Origin of the sequence: Streptomyces sp. SudanB182_2057 (genome assembly GCF_964272715.1) — a bacterium.
GTDB lineage: Bacteria > Actinomycetota > Actinomycetes > Streptomycetales > Streptomycetaceae > Streptomyces > Streptomyces rubradiris.
The window spans coordinates 33,733-48,088 of the sequence record NZ_OZ186800.1 but is presented as its reverse complement, the minus strand read 5'-3'; the positions used below and the strand labels follow the sequence as shown (position 1 = coordinate 48,088).

At 69.5% G+C, this 14,356-nt stretch carries 16 protein-coding genes; 10 read left to right on the top strand and 6 right to left on the bottom strand.

The genetic code is table 11. From position 1 onward, the window contains the following. Positions 1-3: 3 nt before the first annotated feature. The 6 genes from ACSURM_RS39145 to ACSURM_RS39120 all read left to right on the top strand — a co-directional run bounded on the left by ACSURM_RS39145 (position 4) and on the right by ACSURM_RS39120 (position 6,469). Positions 4-582, top strand: coding sequence for an isochorismatase family cysteine hydrolase (locus tag ACSURM_RS39145; RefSeq protein WP_436961454.1), 579 nt, complete (start codon positions 4-6; stop codon positions 580-582). Then, positions 579-1,490: an FAD-dependent oxidoreductase gene (locus tag ACSURM_RS39140; RefSeq protein ID WP_436961453.1), complete on the top strand. Its 912-nt coding sequence runs from the start codon at positions 579-581 to the stop codon at positions 1,488-1,490. The genes ACSURM_RS39145 and ACSURM_RS39140 overlap by 4 nt, the downstream gene beginning before the upstream one ends. A 1,131-nt stretch (positions 1,491-2,621) precedes the next feature. Next, positions 2,622-4,982, top strand: coding sequence for a hypothetical protein (locus ACSURM_RS39135; protein ID WP_436961452.1), 2,361 nt, complete (start codon positions 2,622-2,624; stop codon positions 4,980-4,982). 115 nt (positions 4,983-5,097) lie between these two features. Then, the gene (locus tag ACSURM_RS39130) at positions 5,098-5,433 is read left to right on the top strand and encodes a DUF6083 domain-containing protein (RefSeq protein WP_436961451.1); all 336 of its coding nucleotides are present in this window, start codon (positions 5,098-5,100) and stop codon (positions 5,431-5,433) included. A 75-nt stretch (positions 5,434-5,508) separates the two neighbouring features. Further along, on the top strand, positions 5,509-6,081 hold the full coding sequence (locus ACSURM_RS39125; protein ID WP_436961450.1) for a hypothetical protein: 573 nt from the start codon (positions 5,509-5,511) through the stop codon (positions 6,079-6,081). Between the two features lie 163 nt (positions 6,082-6,244). Further along, positions 6,245-6,469, top strand: a complete 225-nt coding sequence (locus ACSURM_RS39120) for a hypothetical protein (protein ID WP_436961449.1) — start codon at positions 6,245-6,247, stop codon at positions 6,467-6,469. A gap of 33 nt (positions 6,470-6,502) precedes the next feature. On the opposite strand, the gene ACSURM_RS39115 is transcribed toward ACSURM_RS39120, so the two are convergent. Then, a complete protein-coding gene (locus ACSURM_RS39115) occupies positions 6,503-7,726 on the bottom strand; it encodes a hypothetical protein (RefSeq protein ID WP_436961448.1) in 1,224 nt (407 codons plus the stop codon). A gap of 194 nt (positions 7,727-7,920) precedes the next feature. Here ACSURM_RS39115 and ACSURM_RS39110 point away from each other — a divergent pair, with 194 nt between their 5' ends. Then, positions 7,921-8,601: a hypothetical protein gene (locus ACSURM_RS39110; protein ID WP_436961447.1), complete on the top strand. Its 681-nt coding sequence runs from the start codon at positions 7,921-7,923 to the stop codon at positions 8,599-8,601. Between the two features lie 89 nt (positions 8,602-8,690). Continuing rightward, positions 8,691-10,037, top strand: coding sequence for a replicative DNA helicase (gene dnaB, locus ACSURM_RS39105; protein WP_436961446.1), 1,347 nt, complete (start codon positions 8,691-8,693; stop codon positions 10,035-10,037). A 96-nt stretch (positions 10,038-10,133) separates the two neighbouring features. Here dnaB and ACSURM_RS39100 read toward each other — a convergent pair whose 3' ends face one another. Next, a complete protein-coding gene (locus tag ACSURM_RS39100; RefSeq protein WP_436961445.1) occupies positions 10,134-11,375 on the bottom strand; it encodes a hypothetical protein in 1,242 nt (413 codons plus the stop codon). Between the two features lie 193 nt (positions 11,376-11,568). Here ACSURM_RS39100 and ACSURM_RS39095 point away from each other — a divergent pair, with 193 nt between their 5' ends. Then, positions 11,569-11,739 carry a hypothetical protein gene (locus ACSURM_RS39095; protein WP_436961444.1) on the top strand — a complete coding sequence of 57 codons (171 nt, stop codon included), beginning with the start codon at positions 11,569-11,571 and terminating at the stop codon, positions 11,737-11,739. Further along, positions 11,736-12,467, top strand: coding sequence for a restriction endonuclease (locus tag ACSURM_RS39090; protein WP_436961443.1), 732 nt, complete (start codon positions 11,736-11,738; stop codon positions 12,465-12,467). Before ACSURM_RS39095 ends, ACSURM_RS39090 begins: the two co-directional genes overlap by 4 nt. A gap of 208 nt (positions 12,468-12,675) precedes the next feature. On the opposite strand, the gene ACSURM_RS39085 is transcribed toward ACSURM_RS39090, so the two are convergent. From ACSURM_RS39085 to ACSURM_RS39070, 4 genes are all read right to left on the bottom strand, one after another. Further along, positions 12,676-13,152, bottom strand: a complete 477-nt coding sequence (locus ACSURM_RS39085; protein WP_436961442.1) for a transcriptional regulator — start codon at positions 13,150-13,152, stop codon at positions 12,676-12,678. An 81-nt stretch (positions 13,153-13,233) separates the two neighbouring features. Continuing rightward, positions 13,234-13,413: a hypothetical protein gene (locus tag ACSURM_RS39080; RefSeq protein WP_436961441.1), complete on the bottom strand. Its 180-nt coding sequence runs from the start codon at positions 13,411-13,413 to the stop codon at positions 13,234-13,236. A gap of 44 nt (positions 13,414-13,457) precedes the next feature. Next, entirely contained in the window at positions 13,458-13,835 is a 378-nt protein-coding gene (locus ACSURM_RS39075; protein ID WP_436961440.1) for a hypothetical protein, read from the bottom strand. Positions 13,836-13,867: 32 nt separating this feature from the next. After that, a complete protein-coding gene (locus ACSURM_RS39070; RefSeq protein WP_436961439.1) occupies positions 13,868-14,320 on the bottom strand; it encodes a hypothetical protein in 453 nt (150 codons plus the stop codon). Positions 14,321-14,356: the final 36 nt, after the last annotated feature.

Genomic DNA, 14,356 nt, shown 5'->3' with positions numbered 1-14,356 from the left:
GGCATGGGAAAGGTGGACGGGTTGAACCCGCGATCGACAGCGCTTCTGGTCATCGACGTACAGCAGGGCTTCGTCAACCAGCACAGCCGCGATGTTGTCCCGACGGTCATACGGCTGGTGGACGGCTGGCGAGCAGCCGGTGCTCCGGTGGTCTTCACCCGGTTTCACAATGCGCCGGGCTCGCCCTACGAAACGATTTCCGGCTGGAAGCGGCTGCGTACCGCCGAGGAACAGGCGTTCGTGCAGGATCTGGCTCCCTTCATCAACGACTCGACCCTGGTCATCGACAAAGCTCAGGCATCAGTCTTCACGTCCGAGGGATCGCAGCTCATCCAGGATGCCGGCTGGCGTGACCTGGTGCTGTGCGGCATCGACACCGACGCCTGCGTGTACGACTCCGCCACGGCTGCCTATCAACGGGGCTACCGGCCGTGGATCGTCACCGACGCGTGCGCCTCCAGCGGCGGCTCCCAGTACCACGAGGCCGCCCTGCTACTCGCGGCCCGGAACCTGGGCGCCGATCAGCTCGTCACCAGCGACATCGCCCTATCTCGAATCAGCGGAACTGGGGAGATCCAGTGAGTACACCTTCGCTCGACGCCGACGTCCTGGTAGTCGGGGCCGGCCCCGCTGGCGTAGCGGCCGCCCTCATGGCCACCAGCCTCAACATGAAGGTGCTCGTCGTAGAGTCCGCCAGCGTCGGCGGCAAGCTCCAGACCATCGGTGCACTGGAGAACGTCTCCGGCAACTGGACAACCGGCCCCCAGCTGGCCGAGGCCCTGACCACGGATCTGGCACGCCTTGAGGAGGCGGGTCGATGCTCACTGGTCCGATCGCGCGCCGTCAGGGTCAAGGGGCACTCCGACCGAGCAGAAGTCCTCCTCGCGAACGCCCAGGTGCTCACCGCGCAGGCCGTCGTGGTCGGCACGGGCGTGGCGGCGATGACGCCCTCCGACACCGATTGGATCAGCGCCGCGCCATCGCTGTCCACGCCTCCGCTGTGGCGTGCGACGCCCGAGCAGATCGGGCCGCGGACGTACGTTCTTGGAGGTGACAGACCGCTGGGCACCTGGCTGCGGGCTCATCCTCAGTCCTCCGTCACACTCCATGTCCTCGCCCCGGCAGCGGACGACTACAAACTGGCGGAGGTGTCAGGGGACGATCGAGTCCGGGTAGTTCCGGTTTCTCACGTCGCCATTTCACAGGCCCTTCATGGAACCGACTTCATCGTGGAGGTCGAGAATCGCGGAGGTGAGCGCAGCACCTATGTCGCAACGGCCGTGCTGAGCAATCTCGGCAATCGGCCGGCGGCTCTTGAAGGGCTCGCGGTGGACCAGGACGGATACTGCCCTCCAGACATTCAGCACCCTCGGGTCTTCATCGCCGGGGATCTGCGGTCGGGTCGGTTCCAGCGCATCACCACGGCACAGGGCTCAGGAGCTGAAGCGGCCCTGGCGTACTACTACTCCACCGCGCTTGAGCGGGTCTGAACCGGTGCAGGTCGCGACGATGGCGCCGCTGCAGGACCCGACACGTGGTCCTGGGGCGCATGCCGACTGCTCGTGGAACGGTAGAGTGATCCCGATCGTTGATCAAAAAGAAGAGTGGCCCCGTCGATCGCCCTTGAGCAAGGCGAGAGGGGCCACGTGGCCAACGGACCTTGTGATGGGGGTCCGGAAGCCTGCCGAGCACCCTTTTCGCGAGAAGGAAGGTGCCGACGTGATCAGGGTACCCGTACCCGACACTCGACACACCGCACCCCGCCGTGGGGTCAGCAGCCATGCCGGTTGCTGGTCCGTCGACGGGGCGTTCGTGTTGTCCGTACACGTCCCGGTCCGCGCCTCTGGTGAGGGGGCCGGGATGACGTAGTCGTCGCGGGGCGGCGCCCGTACGGGTCTTCGTGCCGCCCCCGGGTCGCTCAGCTACTGGTGATTGGGAGTCACCTCGGCTCAGCGCCCATCTGCCACCGGAGAGCTTGGGAGGCCCTCCGAGGGTTCTGCCAACTGGTTGGGAGCCGGTTGAGCAGTTCAACATCCGTTCGATTCCACCCGAACGCGAAGCACCATCAGGGGCTTCGTCATGCCGTGAGGCGAGCCCCTCGACACAGGAGTCATTGTGCATGACCATCCTGCGGGCCGCCAGCTTCGGCATGCCCGCACATACCTGCCATACCGCGCAGACCAGCCACATCGCCCTGTGACCGTGGCTGACATCACGTCGTGCGCGGGTCCCGTGGGCTCGATCGCCGCGGCTGAAAAGCAGCGACCTGGAGGGCGGCCGCTCGTGCTCGGTGCCTTCAGGCGTCGTGTTCCGTGTGACGGGACCGGTTCCAAGATCTTTAGTCGTCTGACGGGAGCGTGCAGGGCTTTCGCCTCTGATCGGGGTCTGCCCACAGGCGACTTGGTCCACGGTCGCTGGATGACTGCGATCACGTTCTCTGTCCGGGCAGGCCGGTGAGCGCCGTGGCGGTGTCGGCCGCTGTCGGGTTCCGGGTGCCCGCTCCACGGCGCCGACGGACGCGTCTTGGGCCTGTTCCGGTCCAGGGTGTACCGGCGCTGAGGCGCGAGGCGGGGCATCCGCTGGCGCTCGGGGACATTACTGGGGCGCGGCTGAGGAACGCCGTGTACGCACTCCTGGAGATGCCGGGCCTGGACAGTGCGCTGGACACGGTGCGGCTGGCGGTGATCGTGCTGGCGTCGAGGACGCCGTCGGAGACCGGGGAGGTGGTGATCCGTACGGGTGAGCTGGGCCGGTGGATCGGTCTGTCGGCGTCGCGTACCGCGAGTTCGGTGGTGCCGGGTCTGCGCCGGTCGAGGATGGTCGAGGTGGAGACGGAGCCGGGCGCGTTCGGTCAGGACGATGCGCTGCGATGCCGGCTGCTGCCGATGTGGAAGGCCCGCGGCGTGGTCGGGCACCCGCTCAACCTGAAAAAGAGCGAGCTGGCGACGCTGCTGCGGCTGATGGAGGCCGTGATGGCGCCGGGCTGGGCGCACCGGGATGGCCGTCTGACGCCGGCCGGGCTGCTCGGGGAGCATACGGGGCGGAGTGCGGCGACGGACCGGCTGGCGCTGCTGGTGCTGGTGCTTGAGGCGCGGGAGACCGGTCGGGTGCGGTTGTGCGGTGGCCGGGTCGACAAGCGGTACGGGCGGCCGGCGGCGACGTTGGCGCGGCTGCTGGGGTGCTCGCTGTCGCGGGCGGAGCGGGCGCTGGCTCGTCTGGAGGACGCCGGGCTGGTGGAGCGTCCGCGGAAGCGGACCGCATCCGGGTTGCAGCAGGAGTCGCGGCTGGTGGTGCCGGCGGTGGCGGCCGCGCACGACAGCAGCCGCGCTGGCGCCGGGAGCGGGGGCCGTCAGGCAGGCTCCGGTGGGTCTGATCGCGGTGTTGGAGACCTCGCGGGTACGGCATGGCCTGGTCCGGGCTCGCTGCCGTCGGAGAAGCCGCAGGTCAACGGGTTGCGTGAGCGTGGCGATTCGGACACGGGAGACCTCGCGGATACGGCAGCCCTTCACACTGATCACCCTCACCTGGGTGCTCCCGTCTCTTCCCCCGCTGTTTCCCGTGGTTTTTCCGGCGACGGCCGTGGTGGGGTCCGCCGTCGGCCGGAGCGCGCGTGCGTGCGCGAGGAGCGGGCCGCCGACGGCGAGGACCCGACTCGTGACGCGGCCTTGCCGGTGGCGAAGGCTGGCCCGCTTCGCGGGGAAAAGCCGGGTGAGGTCCGCGAGGGCAGAGCGAAGTCGGCGACGGCCGGTGTACGACCTCGTTGGCTGTTCGCCGTGGACGAGCGTCCACGGCATGGGCGCCGGAGTGTGCCGGACCTGGATGACCTGCGTTTGCGGGTGGCACTGGCCCCGGTAGCCCAGTTGTGGGAGCGGCTGAACCCGGGTCAGCAGGCTGTGGCCTGCCAGGCCGCGCTGCAGGCCCTGCAGCAGGTGGCTGAGATCGCCGATGACAGCACCGCGCCTCGGCTGCTGGCCGACCGGTTGACCGACCGCCTGGAGGAAGTTGGCGGGCAGGCCCTGGTGCGCGATCCGATGGGCTGGCTCCTCGGGCGGGGCCTGGTCCAGCGGCAGGCCTGCGCGGACCCGCGCTGCGACGACGGGATCCGCCTCGACACTCGCGCCGACTGTCCCACCTGCACCACCGTCATCGCCGACCGGCGCGGTCAGCGAGCCCGGCTGCGGGCCCTGGTCGACGAGCAGCTCGCCGGCGCCGGTACAGCCCAGCGGCGCGCGGTCTACGAGCGGCAGCTGCGCGAGCACACGCTCCGAGAAGCGGCGCGGGCCGAGGCGCGTCGTGCGCGGGAGGCCGTCGCGGTCCAGGCGCGGCGGGCGGTGGCGGCCCGCCGCCGTGCCCAGCAGGAGGCCGCTGCGCAGGCGCGCCGGTCTGCGCCCTGCGCGGAGTGCGGTCTGCCGGACGCGGCCGGGCTGTGCCCGCAGTGCACCCACCGGCAACGCATCCAGGACCTGCTGCACGAAGCGGTCGACCTGGCCGTCGCCGTCCGCGCGGATCTCGACGACCCCGACGACGTCGCCCGGCTCACCGACCGGTGCCAGGCCGACACCCAGGCCCTGCTCACCAAGGCCAGCCGGCACGACGACAGCCGGCCGGAGCTTCAGTCCCTCACCGAACGGGAAGTGGCCGACCGCATCCTGGCCGAACGCCGCACCAGCGCCCTCAAGCGGCTGCTGCGCAGCGAGGAAGCCGACGCGGAAGCGGACGCGGTGTACGAGATGGTGCTGCGCCGCCACCCCACCGCTCACCGCGCTGCGGAGGAAGCGGCCGAGCAGGCCCGGCACCGCACCGCCCAGTACCTTCTGCAGCAACGGCTCGGCCAGCTCCGCGTGTTGCGTATCCGTGCCGCGGCGGGCCGACTGCCGCAGCGGACCGCCTGGACTCGGCCGAGTCTGTCAGCGGCCGCCGCTAGCCTGGTAGTTGACGTTCCACGTGCCCGTCGATGGCCGACCTGCCCACCCGGAGGCTGATCGAGTGACTGTTCCCTCTCCGTACAGGCCCGAGGACGATCTTGTTCCCGCCTGGGGACGCAGGCTCACGGTGCCGTGCCCGGCGTGCACTTTGCCGACGCACCGTCACCGGACGATGGACTACGACGGGGTCAGCATCTACCGTCCCCAGGCGGGCCCGGCCCCCGCCCGCGCGGTCGACGGTGAAGAGCCCGACCACGAAGTGGCCTGGATCGCGCTGATGCCGGGGGACTACCCCGCCCGACTCTTCGCCGACACCGAGGTCTACCACCTCGCCGGCGGGATCGCCTGGCCCGGCCCCCACCACCGCGATTACGGCATCGCCAAGGTCGCCCACGATGCCTGCTGCCCTGGTCGGCACCGCACCCCGCCCGACACCAGCCGGGGAGCCGATGAGCTGTGGAGGGCGATGCGCCTCAGGCTGGCCCGCAGACCACGGTCCCGGCCCTGACACCCTGACCCCCATACCACCTGTGCGCCGCGGCGCAGCCTGGGCACACCCAGCGACGAGACTAGGAAGACGCCGATGAACCACGCACAACTCATCGCCCTGGGACGCTCCTTGCGGGTCGCCGGCGAACACGGCCAGCGCCTCACCGACAGTGAGGCGACTCCCGATACCGAGGAGATCCGCCGCGACCTCGAGCGGGCCCTTGGCCTGCTGGACGAAGCAATCAGCGGCCCCAAGCCGATCACCCGCTGCCCCGAGCACCCCGCCGGGCCGGTCGACCCGGACGCCACCGACCTGTGCCTGCTGTGCGAGACCCGCCGCCGAACCGGACAGAAGACCACGCCCCGGCCGCGTTCCGCCGCGCCCGCTCCCGATGACGAGTCGCCGGCGCGCGTACAGTCCCGTCACCGGCTGCGGGCCCACCAGCCGGAGCCCAGGAAGCGCTGGATCCCGGAGATGTGGAACGGACAGGCGTGGCAGGTGTGCGGCACACCGCGGCGTAGCGAACAGGAAGCCGAGCAGTACCTCGCCGAGCTGCGCCGAGGCCCGGACCCGGCACCGGCTTACCGGCTGGTGTACGCGTTCACCGACCACGAGGTGGTCCGGGTCTGGGGGACTCCGAGTCCACGTCCGCAGGTCGAACTGTGACCCCACCGCCGAGCCCTGGCCCGCGTCCGAGCGGAACGAGCCGCTCGCGCCAGGCGGGCAGCAGCGTGAACGACCGACACGTCGAGCCAGCGATACGGGCAGCGAGAACCAACAACAGGGAATGGCATGCGTAGTTACTCATCACAGGGGGGAATGCACCACCATGACAAATGAGAATGAGCAGGATGAAGGCTGGGACCGACGGGCCGACTACGGATACGGGCTGGAGTACGAGCCTTTCCCCGACACCCCTGTCAGCGACTCATCGGAAGCGGAGACCGTGGACGACCTCATAGGCGACTCTACGGAGGAGTACTACGAGTCGGCATACCGAGACGGACTCATCACGCGCGAGGAGTTCCAGGCCAAGATGTGGCGCAACAGGTGACGCCGCAAGGAACGGTCCGCGGTAGCCGATAGATCACGCCTCATGCTTCGTGCGGCACGAGAAGTGCTCGGGCAGCCCTTCTGGTCCGGGAAGGCTTGCGGGCTGACCGCAACCGAAGCGGCAAAGCGGAATCGCCTGACCCGACGCGTCGACCGGAACCCTGGCGACCTCGGTTTCCCGGGGGCGGGACTCAAGGACGATCGCGCGGCTGCCGCGCTTCTGCTTCGGCACCGTCCGCACCTCCGAAGCCGGACGGTCCTCGGTACACCTGTCGCGCCGGTCCCCCTGCCGTACGGATGGCTGGCGCCCCTTGTCGTCCAGAGCGGGCCCGTTCGCCTCGAGGTACTTCTGCCACTGTTGCGCGGGGAGCCAACCGTGGTGCCCGCCCCGCTGGAACGGGATCCGCTCACCGGCCGCAGCCTCCACGATGAATTGGGTGAGGGTCAGGCCGCCCTCCCCTGTGTAGGTGCTCGACTGATGGGCAGGTACGAGGACGCGGTGCCAGCCCCCGCAGTACCCGGTGTCGGTGGGATTCTCCGGGTCATAGGGCTTCTCAGGGCACCGGGTGAGTGCGCCGTTCTGGCTGCACTGACCCTCCTCCAGGACGAAGTTGCCGTCCTGGACCGCGATGGGATTCTTCTGCACGCGGATGACGGAAGCCGGCAGGTTGGGTGTGCGGACGTAAGGGACGGTGCCGATGCCTGCGTGGTCGGGGTCGGCAAAGTCCCAGACCGATTGGATACCGCCGCGACGCCGGGCCCCCTCCCGTGCACGCATCCCGCGGGTTGTCTGGGCGCTCAGCTGAGGCTCATAACCCAGGACGATCCCGTTGGCGCCGTTGATGCGTACATCGAGACGGGCGTGCCCGTCTTCGGTCTGCGACTCGATGTCGGCCGGGAAGCCGTGGTCTTCAGAGTCCTTGGCAACGCGTTCCTTGCGGGCGAGGTGCTCGTCGGACTCGTGACTGATGGGCTTTTCCCCGGGTTTGCGGTAGTGCGAGGCAAGCCATACGCCGTCACGTTGGACGAGATACATGGGGACGCGTCGGCCGCGGAGGTCCCGGCAGTCGGGGCAGACGAGCCCGCGCTGTTCGACAGGGACACGTCGTCGCATGCGCAGGAGCCTGTTCAGGAGATCCTGGCCCTGTGGGACGCCGAGGTCGGGGCGGTCAAGGTCGAGGTTGCAGCCAGCCGGTTCGTAGTAGACGGGGTTACGGAAGAGGTCTTCGTCGTTGTCGATCGGAAGGTCGTCGTCCATTGATGCTCCCCGCAGTCGCCACGAGTAGGAACCACAACGTTACGAGGAGGGTCTGACAATGCGGGCTGAACTGCGGAAACAGGGCGTGATTACGCATCTGGCCCAATGACGACGGCTGGCCTCGCAAACGGCGTGATCTCTGCGCCTGGGACTGGGCCAGAGTGGGTGTAGTGCTGGGACGAAGGAGGGCTTCGGTGATCGAGCAGACGCCGTACGGGGCCGGATCGAGCGGGGACGATCTGGCGCTGATCGCGTTGCACCATGCCAAGCGCACCGCTCGGGGGCACCGGGGCCGCACTGCCCGCAGAGGGCGGCGGCCTCAGCTGCAGCCGGGAAGTCCGCGCCCCGTCTCCCTCGCCGTCGCGATGGTGGAGGTGGCCGAGTATTTCGGCTGGCCGACCCCCGAGGACACCACGGTGGTCGAGCAGTGGCCCGCACTCGGCGGAAACCTCTCCGACAAGCTGATCGCCGTGAGCTTCGACCTGGCCACCGGCACTCTGAGCCTGCGCGGGAAGTCTGTGGCCTGGTCCGCCCACGGCCGCCTGACCGCGGACCGGATCGTGCAGGACGTGAACAAGGCCCTCGGACGCAACCTCGTGTCCAGGATCGCCATCCTGCCGCCCGAGCCAGCAGGCTCGCCAGCTCCGGTGCCGGCCCCGGCCTGGGTGCCGTACGCCTTCGCGGCAGCTGCCCGGGTGCCGCACGAGGACGCGCGGCTCGCCGACATCCTCCGTTCGCAGGCCGAACTGGCTCCGCACGAGCCCACGCATCGCTTTCCCTCCGGCACCGAACGGCCGGCCGCTCCGTCCCCGGCCGACGCCGCGCGGGCCAAGGCGGCGGCAAGGGCCCGAGCCGACCGCGACCGGCTGACCTGAACTCGCACAGCCATCCCTCCCGCCGTCGCTACGCTGGACGCCGCTGAGCATCAGAATCCGCGCTAATCGGGCCGACGTGGAGGAGACCCGTGACCCAGGACGACACCCCGACCACGCAACCTCCCCACGACCTGGAAGCGGAGAAGACCGTCCTGCGCGCGATGCTGCGCTCCACCGAAGCCATCGCCGACGTTGTCGAACTCCTCCACCCCGACGACTTCTACCGCCACGCCCACGGCCGGATCTACCTGGCGATCCTGGACGTCTACGCCCGCGACGAGGATCCTGACATGCGCAGCGTCGCCGACCAGCTCGCCAAGCACGACGAGCTCGCCGACGTCGGCGGCCACGTATACCTGCAGCGGCTGGCCGGCACACCCACGTCCAAGGACTCCTGGGTGAAGGCGGCCAGCACTATCCAGGGCATGGCTGTACTGCGCCGCATGATGGTGGCAGCCGCCCGCATCGACGACCTCACCACCGATGTCACCGCAGAGACCGTCGACCGCCTCATCGACACCGCCGAGACCGAGATCTTCGCCGCCACCAACCGCAGCCGCTTCCGGATCCCGCAGTCCCACCCGCTGGCCGAGGTCATGGAAGGCGCACTGGACGAGATCGAAGGCATCGGCAGGCATCCCGGCCAGATCGCGGGCATCCCCACCGGCTTCAGCGACCTCGACACCCTCACCGGCGGCCTCTACCCCGGCCAGCTCATCGTCATCGCCGGCCGCCCCTCCATGGGAACCTCCACCCTCGCCCTGAACCTGCTGCGCTCCGCGGCCGTCAAGCACAACCTGCCCGCAGCCTTCTTCGCACTGGAGTCCCGCCGCACCGACATCACCATGCGGCTCCTGGCCGCCGAGGCTCGCGTCCCGCTGCTCCACATGCGCTCCGGCACCATGACCGACGACGACTGGACCCGCCTCGCCAAACGGATGCCCCATGTATCCAGCGCGCCGCTCTACCTCCAGGACGACCCCTACGCCAACTTCACCGAGCTCCGCGCGCACTGCCGACGTCTCCACCGACAGCACGGCCTGAAGCTCATCGCCGTCGACGACCTGCAGCTGCTCAACTACGGCACCCGCCCTCTCGGATCCCGCTACGAAGAGGTCTCCGAGATCGCCCGCAGCCTCAAGTACCTGGCAAAGGAACTCCAGATCCCCGTCATCGCCGTTTCCACCCTCAACCGCGGCCCCGAACAGCGCACCGACAAGGTGCCCTTCCTCAGCGACCTCCGCGACTCCGGCGCCCTGGAGGACAACGCCGACCTCGTCATCCTCATCCACCGCGAAGAGATGTACGAGAAGGACTCACCCCGCGCCGGCGAAGCCGACCTGATCGTCGCGAAGCACAGGTACGGACCCACCGCAACCATCACCACGGCCTTCCAAGGACACTACGGGCGCTTCGTCGACATGGCACAGGAGTAACTCAGGGCTGTAGGTTCTCAAATTCCGTGTCATTTTCTCAGTCGCGATGTCATGTGACTGGCCGAACTGACACGAGATTAAGGATCGCTGGCGCCGTCACTCGTTTGAGGACTCCGTTGCCAGCGGGATACCGCACCGCCAGCAGCCGTTCGCGTGGTCGTCATGGCAGATGTAGCCGATGGCACCATCCACGCACCATTCGGCGGCCTCCTCGGACAGCAGGTCGGGCCCGGCAAGGAGCAGCCGACGAAGTTCCATGGTGTCCGCAATGTCGGCCGGGCGGTTGGTGAACCACTCGTCGAACCAAGGCTTGTCCCGCTGTATGCCCCAGTGCGCATTCTCCCGGTCGTCGACAGCCGTAAGAAACCGATCGACGATGCGCCCCCAACTCGGTGTTCCGAACCAGCCGTTGTCGGACGCGCAGAAGGATTCGATCAGGGTTCGCAGACCGAACTCCTTCTCGCGAAGGCGGTACGTTCGCCCCCAAGCGATCGCGTCCTGGGCCATCTCCGCGAGTTCTTCGCGCGGATGAACCTCGTGCGCCGGGTCGTCAGGGTTGTAGCAGGCCAGCCCGAGCTCGAGCACGGACTGCCCGGTCGGTAGAACCCGGGACGGGTTGACGATCGCGAGACCGAGACCGATCCAGTCGACATGGTCGAACGACAGCATCGAGCGCACGAGTCGGGTGGTTGCCGTGTTGATCCGCATCATCGTGCCGTCGTGCAGCGGACTCTTCCCGGCATGCCAGTTCTCGACGGGTGTGTTGCGCCACACGGCGAGCGTGATGCGGGTGGCAGCGAGCCACAGCAGGGCGTCGTCGTCGAGGTGCCCGAACCGCCTGGCACACTCCTGGGCGCCATAGGTGATCAACTCTTCCGGTTTCGGCCACCTGTGGCTGTCAGGCCCTTCGGGCGCGTACTCGTAGTCGTCGGCGTACTCGTCGAGGATCGCGCTCAGCTCGGTTGCGCTGTAAGCCTCGCTGTACTCGGAGCCGTCCGGCCCCTCGACGGTGTACATGTCGTGGTCCCAGGAGACGTACACGTCGCCCCAGAGCACGACGTCATCGCACTCGCTGGCGTTGTCCGTCACAACGGGCCTGATGGTGATCGGGGCAGTACGCCCGTCGGTTCGCTCGCCGTCCTTCTCGGCGGCCCATGCGGTGATGACCCCGAGCGGCTTCGGAAGGAGAGGACCGACCTCGGTGATGCTGAACGGCTCGTCGTCGTCATCAGTGTCGAACCGGCTGTTGACGAACGCGACCGCCTCGGAGGGCGTGCTGACGATGGACTGGCTACCACTCTCGTTGTCAACTACACGCCACAACGCGCTGTTCTTCACGGTGCTCTCCGATCGCGGTGAGTGCACCCGGGGCGGGTGCGATGCGCCGGTCGCTCGGCACTGACTCAGATTATGGGCTGATCAACCCGTCCGTAGTCCCGCAGGCGCTTGTCGGCGACGACGCTCGGGACGTTCGTGTGCAACCTGCTTTTCGCTGCCGCAGCGACACAGCCGCCTCGCCCTCGCGGTCATCGTGTTCTTCCGGCTGCGGCGGCGCACCGAGGCCCGCAGCCGGAACGACGAGAAGATGACCGTCGTGATCGTCCTGGCGCTGGGCATCCTCATCGCCCCGACACCGGCGGGCCAGGGCATCCTCAACGTTCTCGAGGAGCTCGCGAGCGGCGTCACGCAGGCCAGCCGGTGAGCCCCCGCACACCCAAGGGCCGGGCGGCGACGATCAGGCGCCAGCCGGTCCGGCGGCGCTCCCGCGGGCCAGGCCGGGGGCGGCAGCGCGCCGAGGACCGGCTGATCGGCCTCTTGGCGGCCGCCGTCTTCGCCGTCGCCCTGGTGGTGACCGTCGTCAACTGGCTGCTCGTCCACTGGTGGGTCCTGGCCGTTGCCGGTGCGCTCGCGGTGCTGGCCGGTGGCGCCTGGATCCACCACAGGCAGCAGCAAGCGCGGTGGGACACGGTCCGCGCGCAGGGCCTGCGCTACGGGCTCGCCCAGCTGGACGTCCTGCACCACACCCGGTTCGAGTACGCGGTACGCGACTTGATGCGTCGCGACGGCTGCCAGGACGCGGTCCGCGTCGGAGGCCGTGGTGACCTGGGCGCCGACGTCAAGGCCACGGACCCCTACGGCAGGCGCTGGGTCATCCAGTGCAAACACCGCCGCGACGGCCTCGCCGGCTCCGCCGTGGGCACACCGGACCTCCAGATCCTCAACGGCACGGCCCGCCAGGTCCACGGCGCCGACGTCGCGGTCATCGTCACCAACGGACGCGTCACCGCCCCCGCCGTGAACTTCGCCAAGCAGCAGCACCTTCACGTCGTCGACCGCCACACCCTCGGCACGTGGGCGGCCGGCTCACGCCCCCTGTGGGAGCTGCTGCGCGCCATCCCGCCACCCCGCAGGCCGACCGCCCTCTCCTGAGCTGCGCGGGTGTATGACGTGTCGAAGCCCTGCACCGGTCGGTGCAGGGCTTCGACGGGACAGGACCGGCTACTTCTTCTTCGTGTCCTTCCTGGTGCCGGTGATGGTGATCCCGCCGATGGTGACCGGGCCCTTGACGGTGCCACCGCCGATGACGGCGGCGGCCTTCTTCTCGTTCTCGGCCATGAACGTGCTCCTCTTCTGGTGGTCAGATGACGGCGATAAGCAGGGCTGTGATTCCGAGCCACAGGTGGTGCCAGGACTGGTCCAGGGCGTAGGCCCCGGTGCCCAGGGTCGGCGCGTACGTCCCGTCGGCCGTGACGGGATGCTCGGGGTGCGCCGAGGTGCCGAGGGCGAGGAACTCGCCCCTCCGGCATCGGCGGGCCAGGGCGGCGAGGGTGGTGCGCCGGTCAGCCCAGTAGTGCGAGGCCGCGTCCAGACCGAGCCCGGCGGCCAGTCCCGGACCGGTCACCGGCAGGTCGAGCGCGACGACGACCGGGACCAGGACCAGGAGCTTGGTGAGGGTCAGGGTCAGGACGTGCCGGCCGCACGCGAGGCGGCCCGGCCAGCCGGGCATGCCCTTGTCCTTGGCCTGGCCGTGGGTCTGGACCCAGTGGTCCCCGACCGAGTGGGCGATGAACAGCGCGGCGAACACGGCGCCGAAGACGCTGGCGGAGTCGGGCATGATGAGGCTCCCTGGTCTGTGAGGGGCTGGGGGTGGGCGGGGCGGCCGGTCGCCTGGCAGTGAGTCGGCCGCCCTGCCCGGTCAGCGCTTGAAGGTGAACGTGATGTCGCCGATGTGGGTGCCGCCGGAGACGCCGTAGTGGTCGCCCTCGATGACGGTCGGCTGCGCGGCCTCGGTCTCCGCCGCCTCCCTGGCGCGGAGGTCGTCGTACAGCGCGCCCGCCTGCGCCTTGACCCACGCCTGGTAGTCGTCGTTCGCCATGGTGATCTCCTGTCTGGTCGGGTTGGTCGGGTCGGGGTGGTGGTTCAGCGGCCGAGGTGGCGTCGGCCGCTGTCGTACATCCGGCGCACGGAGCTGTGCTTGTCCGGGTCGCCGAGGATCCGGTTCGCGATCTGCGGCCAGGACATCTGCTTCTCGCCGCGGGCCTCGTGGTCGTCGCGCAGTTGCACGACCAGGACGGCCGCGCGGCGCTCCAGCAGCCGGACCAGGTCGGTGGTGTGCCGGGCGACCTCGGCGAGGGAGGCGCCGTCGGGGGCCAGGTCCTCGGTGGTGCCGAGGACGGCGAGCGCGGCCTCGAGCTGGTCGCCCTCGACGGCGGCGGCGATGTATCCGCGGGGGTCGTCCTTCGGTGCCCAGGTGATTTCGGCCTTGTAGCCGGCGGTCTTGGTGACGTTGACGCTCACAGGGGTTCTCCTTCGTGAGGTGGATGGGTGGGTCAGGCGAGGTGCTGGGCGGCGGCCGTCTCCAGCGCCTCGTGCGCGACCCGGGCGGCGGCGCCGGCCGCGTCGACGGCCTGGCGGTCGTCGGACGGCGCGTCACCGACCGCCACGGAGGCGGCGACCAGGTCGACGGCCAGGGCCTGCAGGTGAGCCGGGACTCCGGAGAGCCGGACAGCGGTCAGGGCCTGTGTCACGGCGGTCCGGGCCGCGTACCGGGAGGCCCGGGCCTCACCCGTCTCCGGCTCGGGCTCGCCTTCGCGGCGGGCGACGTGCTTGAGGAACTGGGCTGCCCGGTGCGCGGTCGCCGCGCCGAGGAGCTGGGCGACGGCGGCCCGCTGCGCCTGGCGGTCACGGTCCCGGCGGCCCGACACGGTGGTCAGGTGCTGCCAAGCGCCCGTCAGGGCGGCGCCCAGCAGCGTTCCCACCACGGCGATCAGCGTCGTGATCATGTGCCCTCCCTCGGTCCACTCTTCAGTCTTGCGCTT

Coding starts and splice junctions, on each gene's coding strand:
- ACSURM_RS39145 (WP_436961454.1), top strand. CDS start 4: ATGGGAAAGGTGGACGGGTTGAACCCGCGATCGACAGCGCTTCTGGTC.
- ACSURM_RS39130 (WP_436961451.1), top strand. CDS start 5,098: ATGGACTACGACGGGGTCAGCATCTACCGTCCCCAGGCGGGCCCGGCC.
- ACSURM_RS39125 (WP_436961450.1), top strand. CDS start 5,509: ATGAACCACGCACAACTCATCGCCCTGGGACGCTCCTTGCGGGTCGCC.
- ACSURM_RS39120 (WP_436961449.1), top strand. CDS start 6,245: ATGACAAATGAGAATGAGCAGGATGAAGGCTGGGACCGACGGGCCGAC.
- ACSURM_RS39115 (WP_436961448.1), bottom strand. CDS start 7,726: ATGGACGACGACCTTCCGATCGACAACGACGAAGACCTCTTCCGTAAC.
- ACSURM_RS39085 (WP_436961442.1), bottom strand. CDS start 13,152: ATGCCCGACTCCGCCAGCGTCTTCGGCGCCGTGTTCGCCGCGCTGTTC.
- ACSURM_RS39080 (WP_436961441.1), bottom strand. CDS start 13,413: ATGGCGAACGACGACTACCAGGCGTGGGTCAAGGCGCAGGCGGGCGCG.
- ACSURM_RS39070 (WP_436961439.1), bottom strand. CDS start 14,320: ATGATCACGACGCTGATCGCCGTGGTGGGAACGCTGCTGGGCGCCGCC.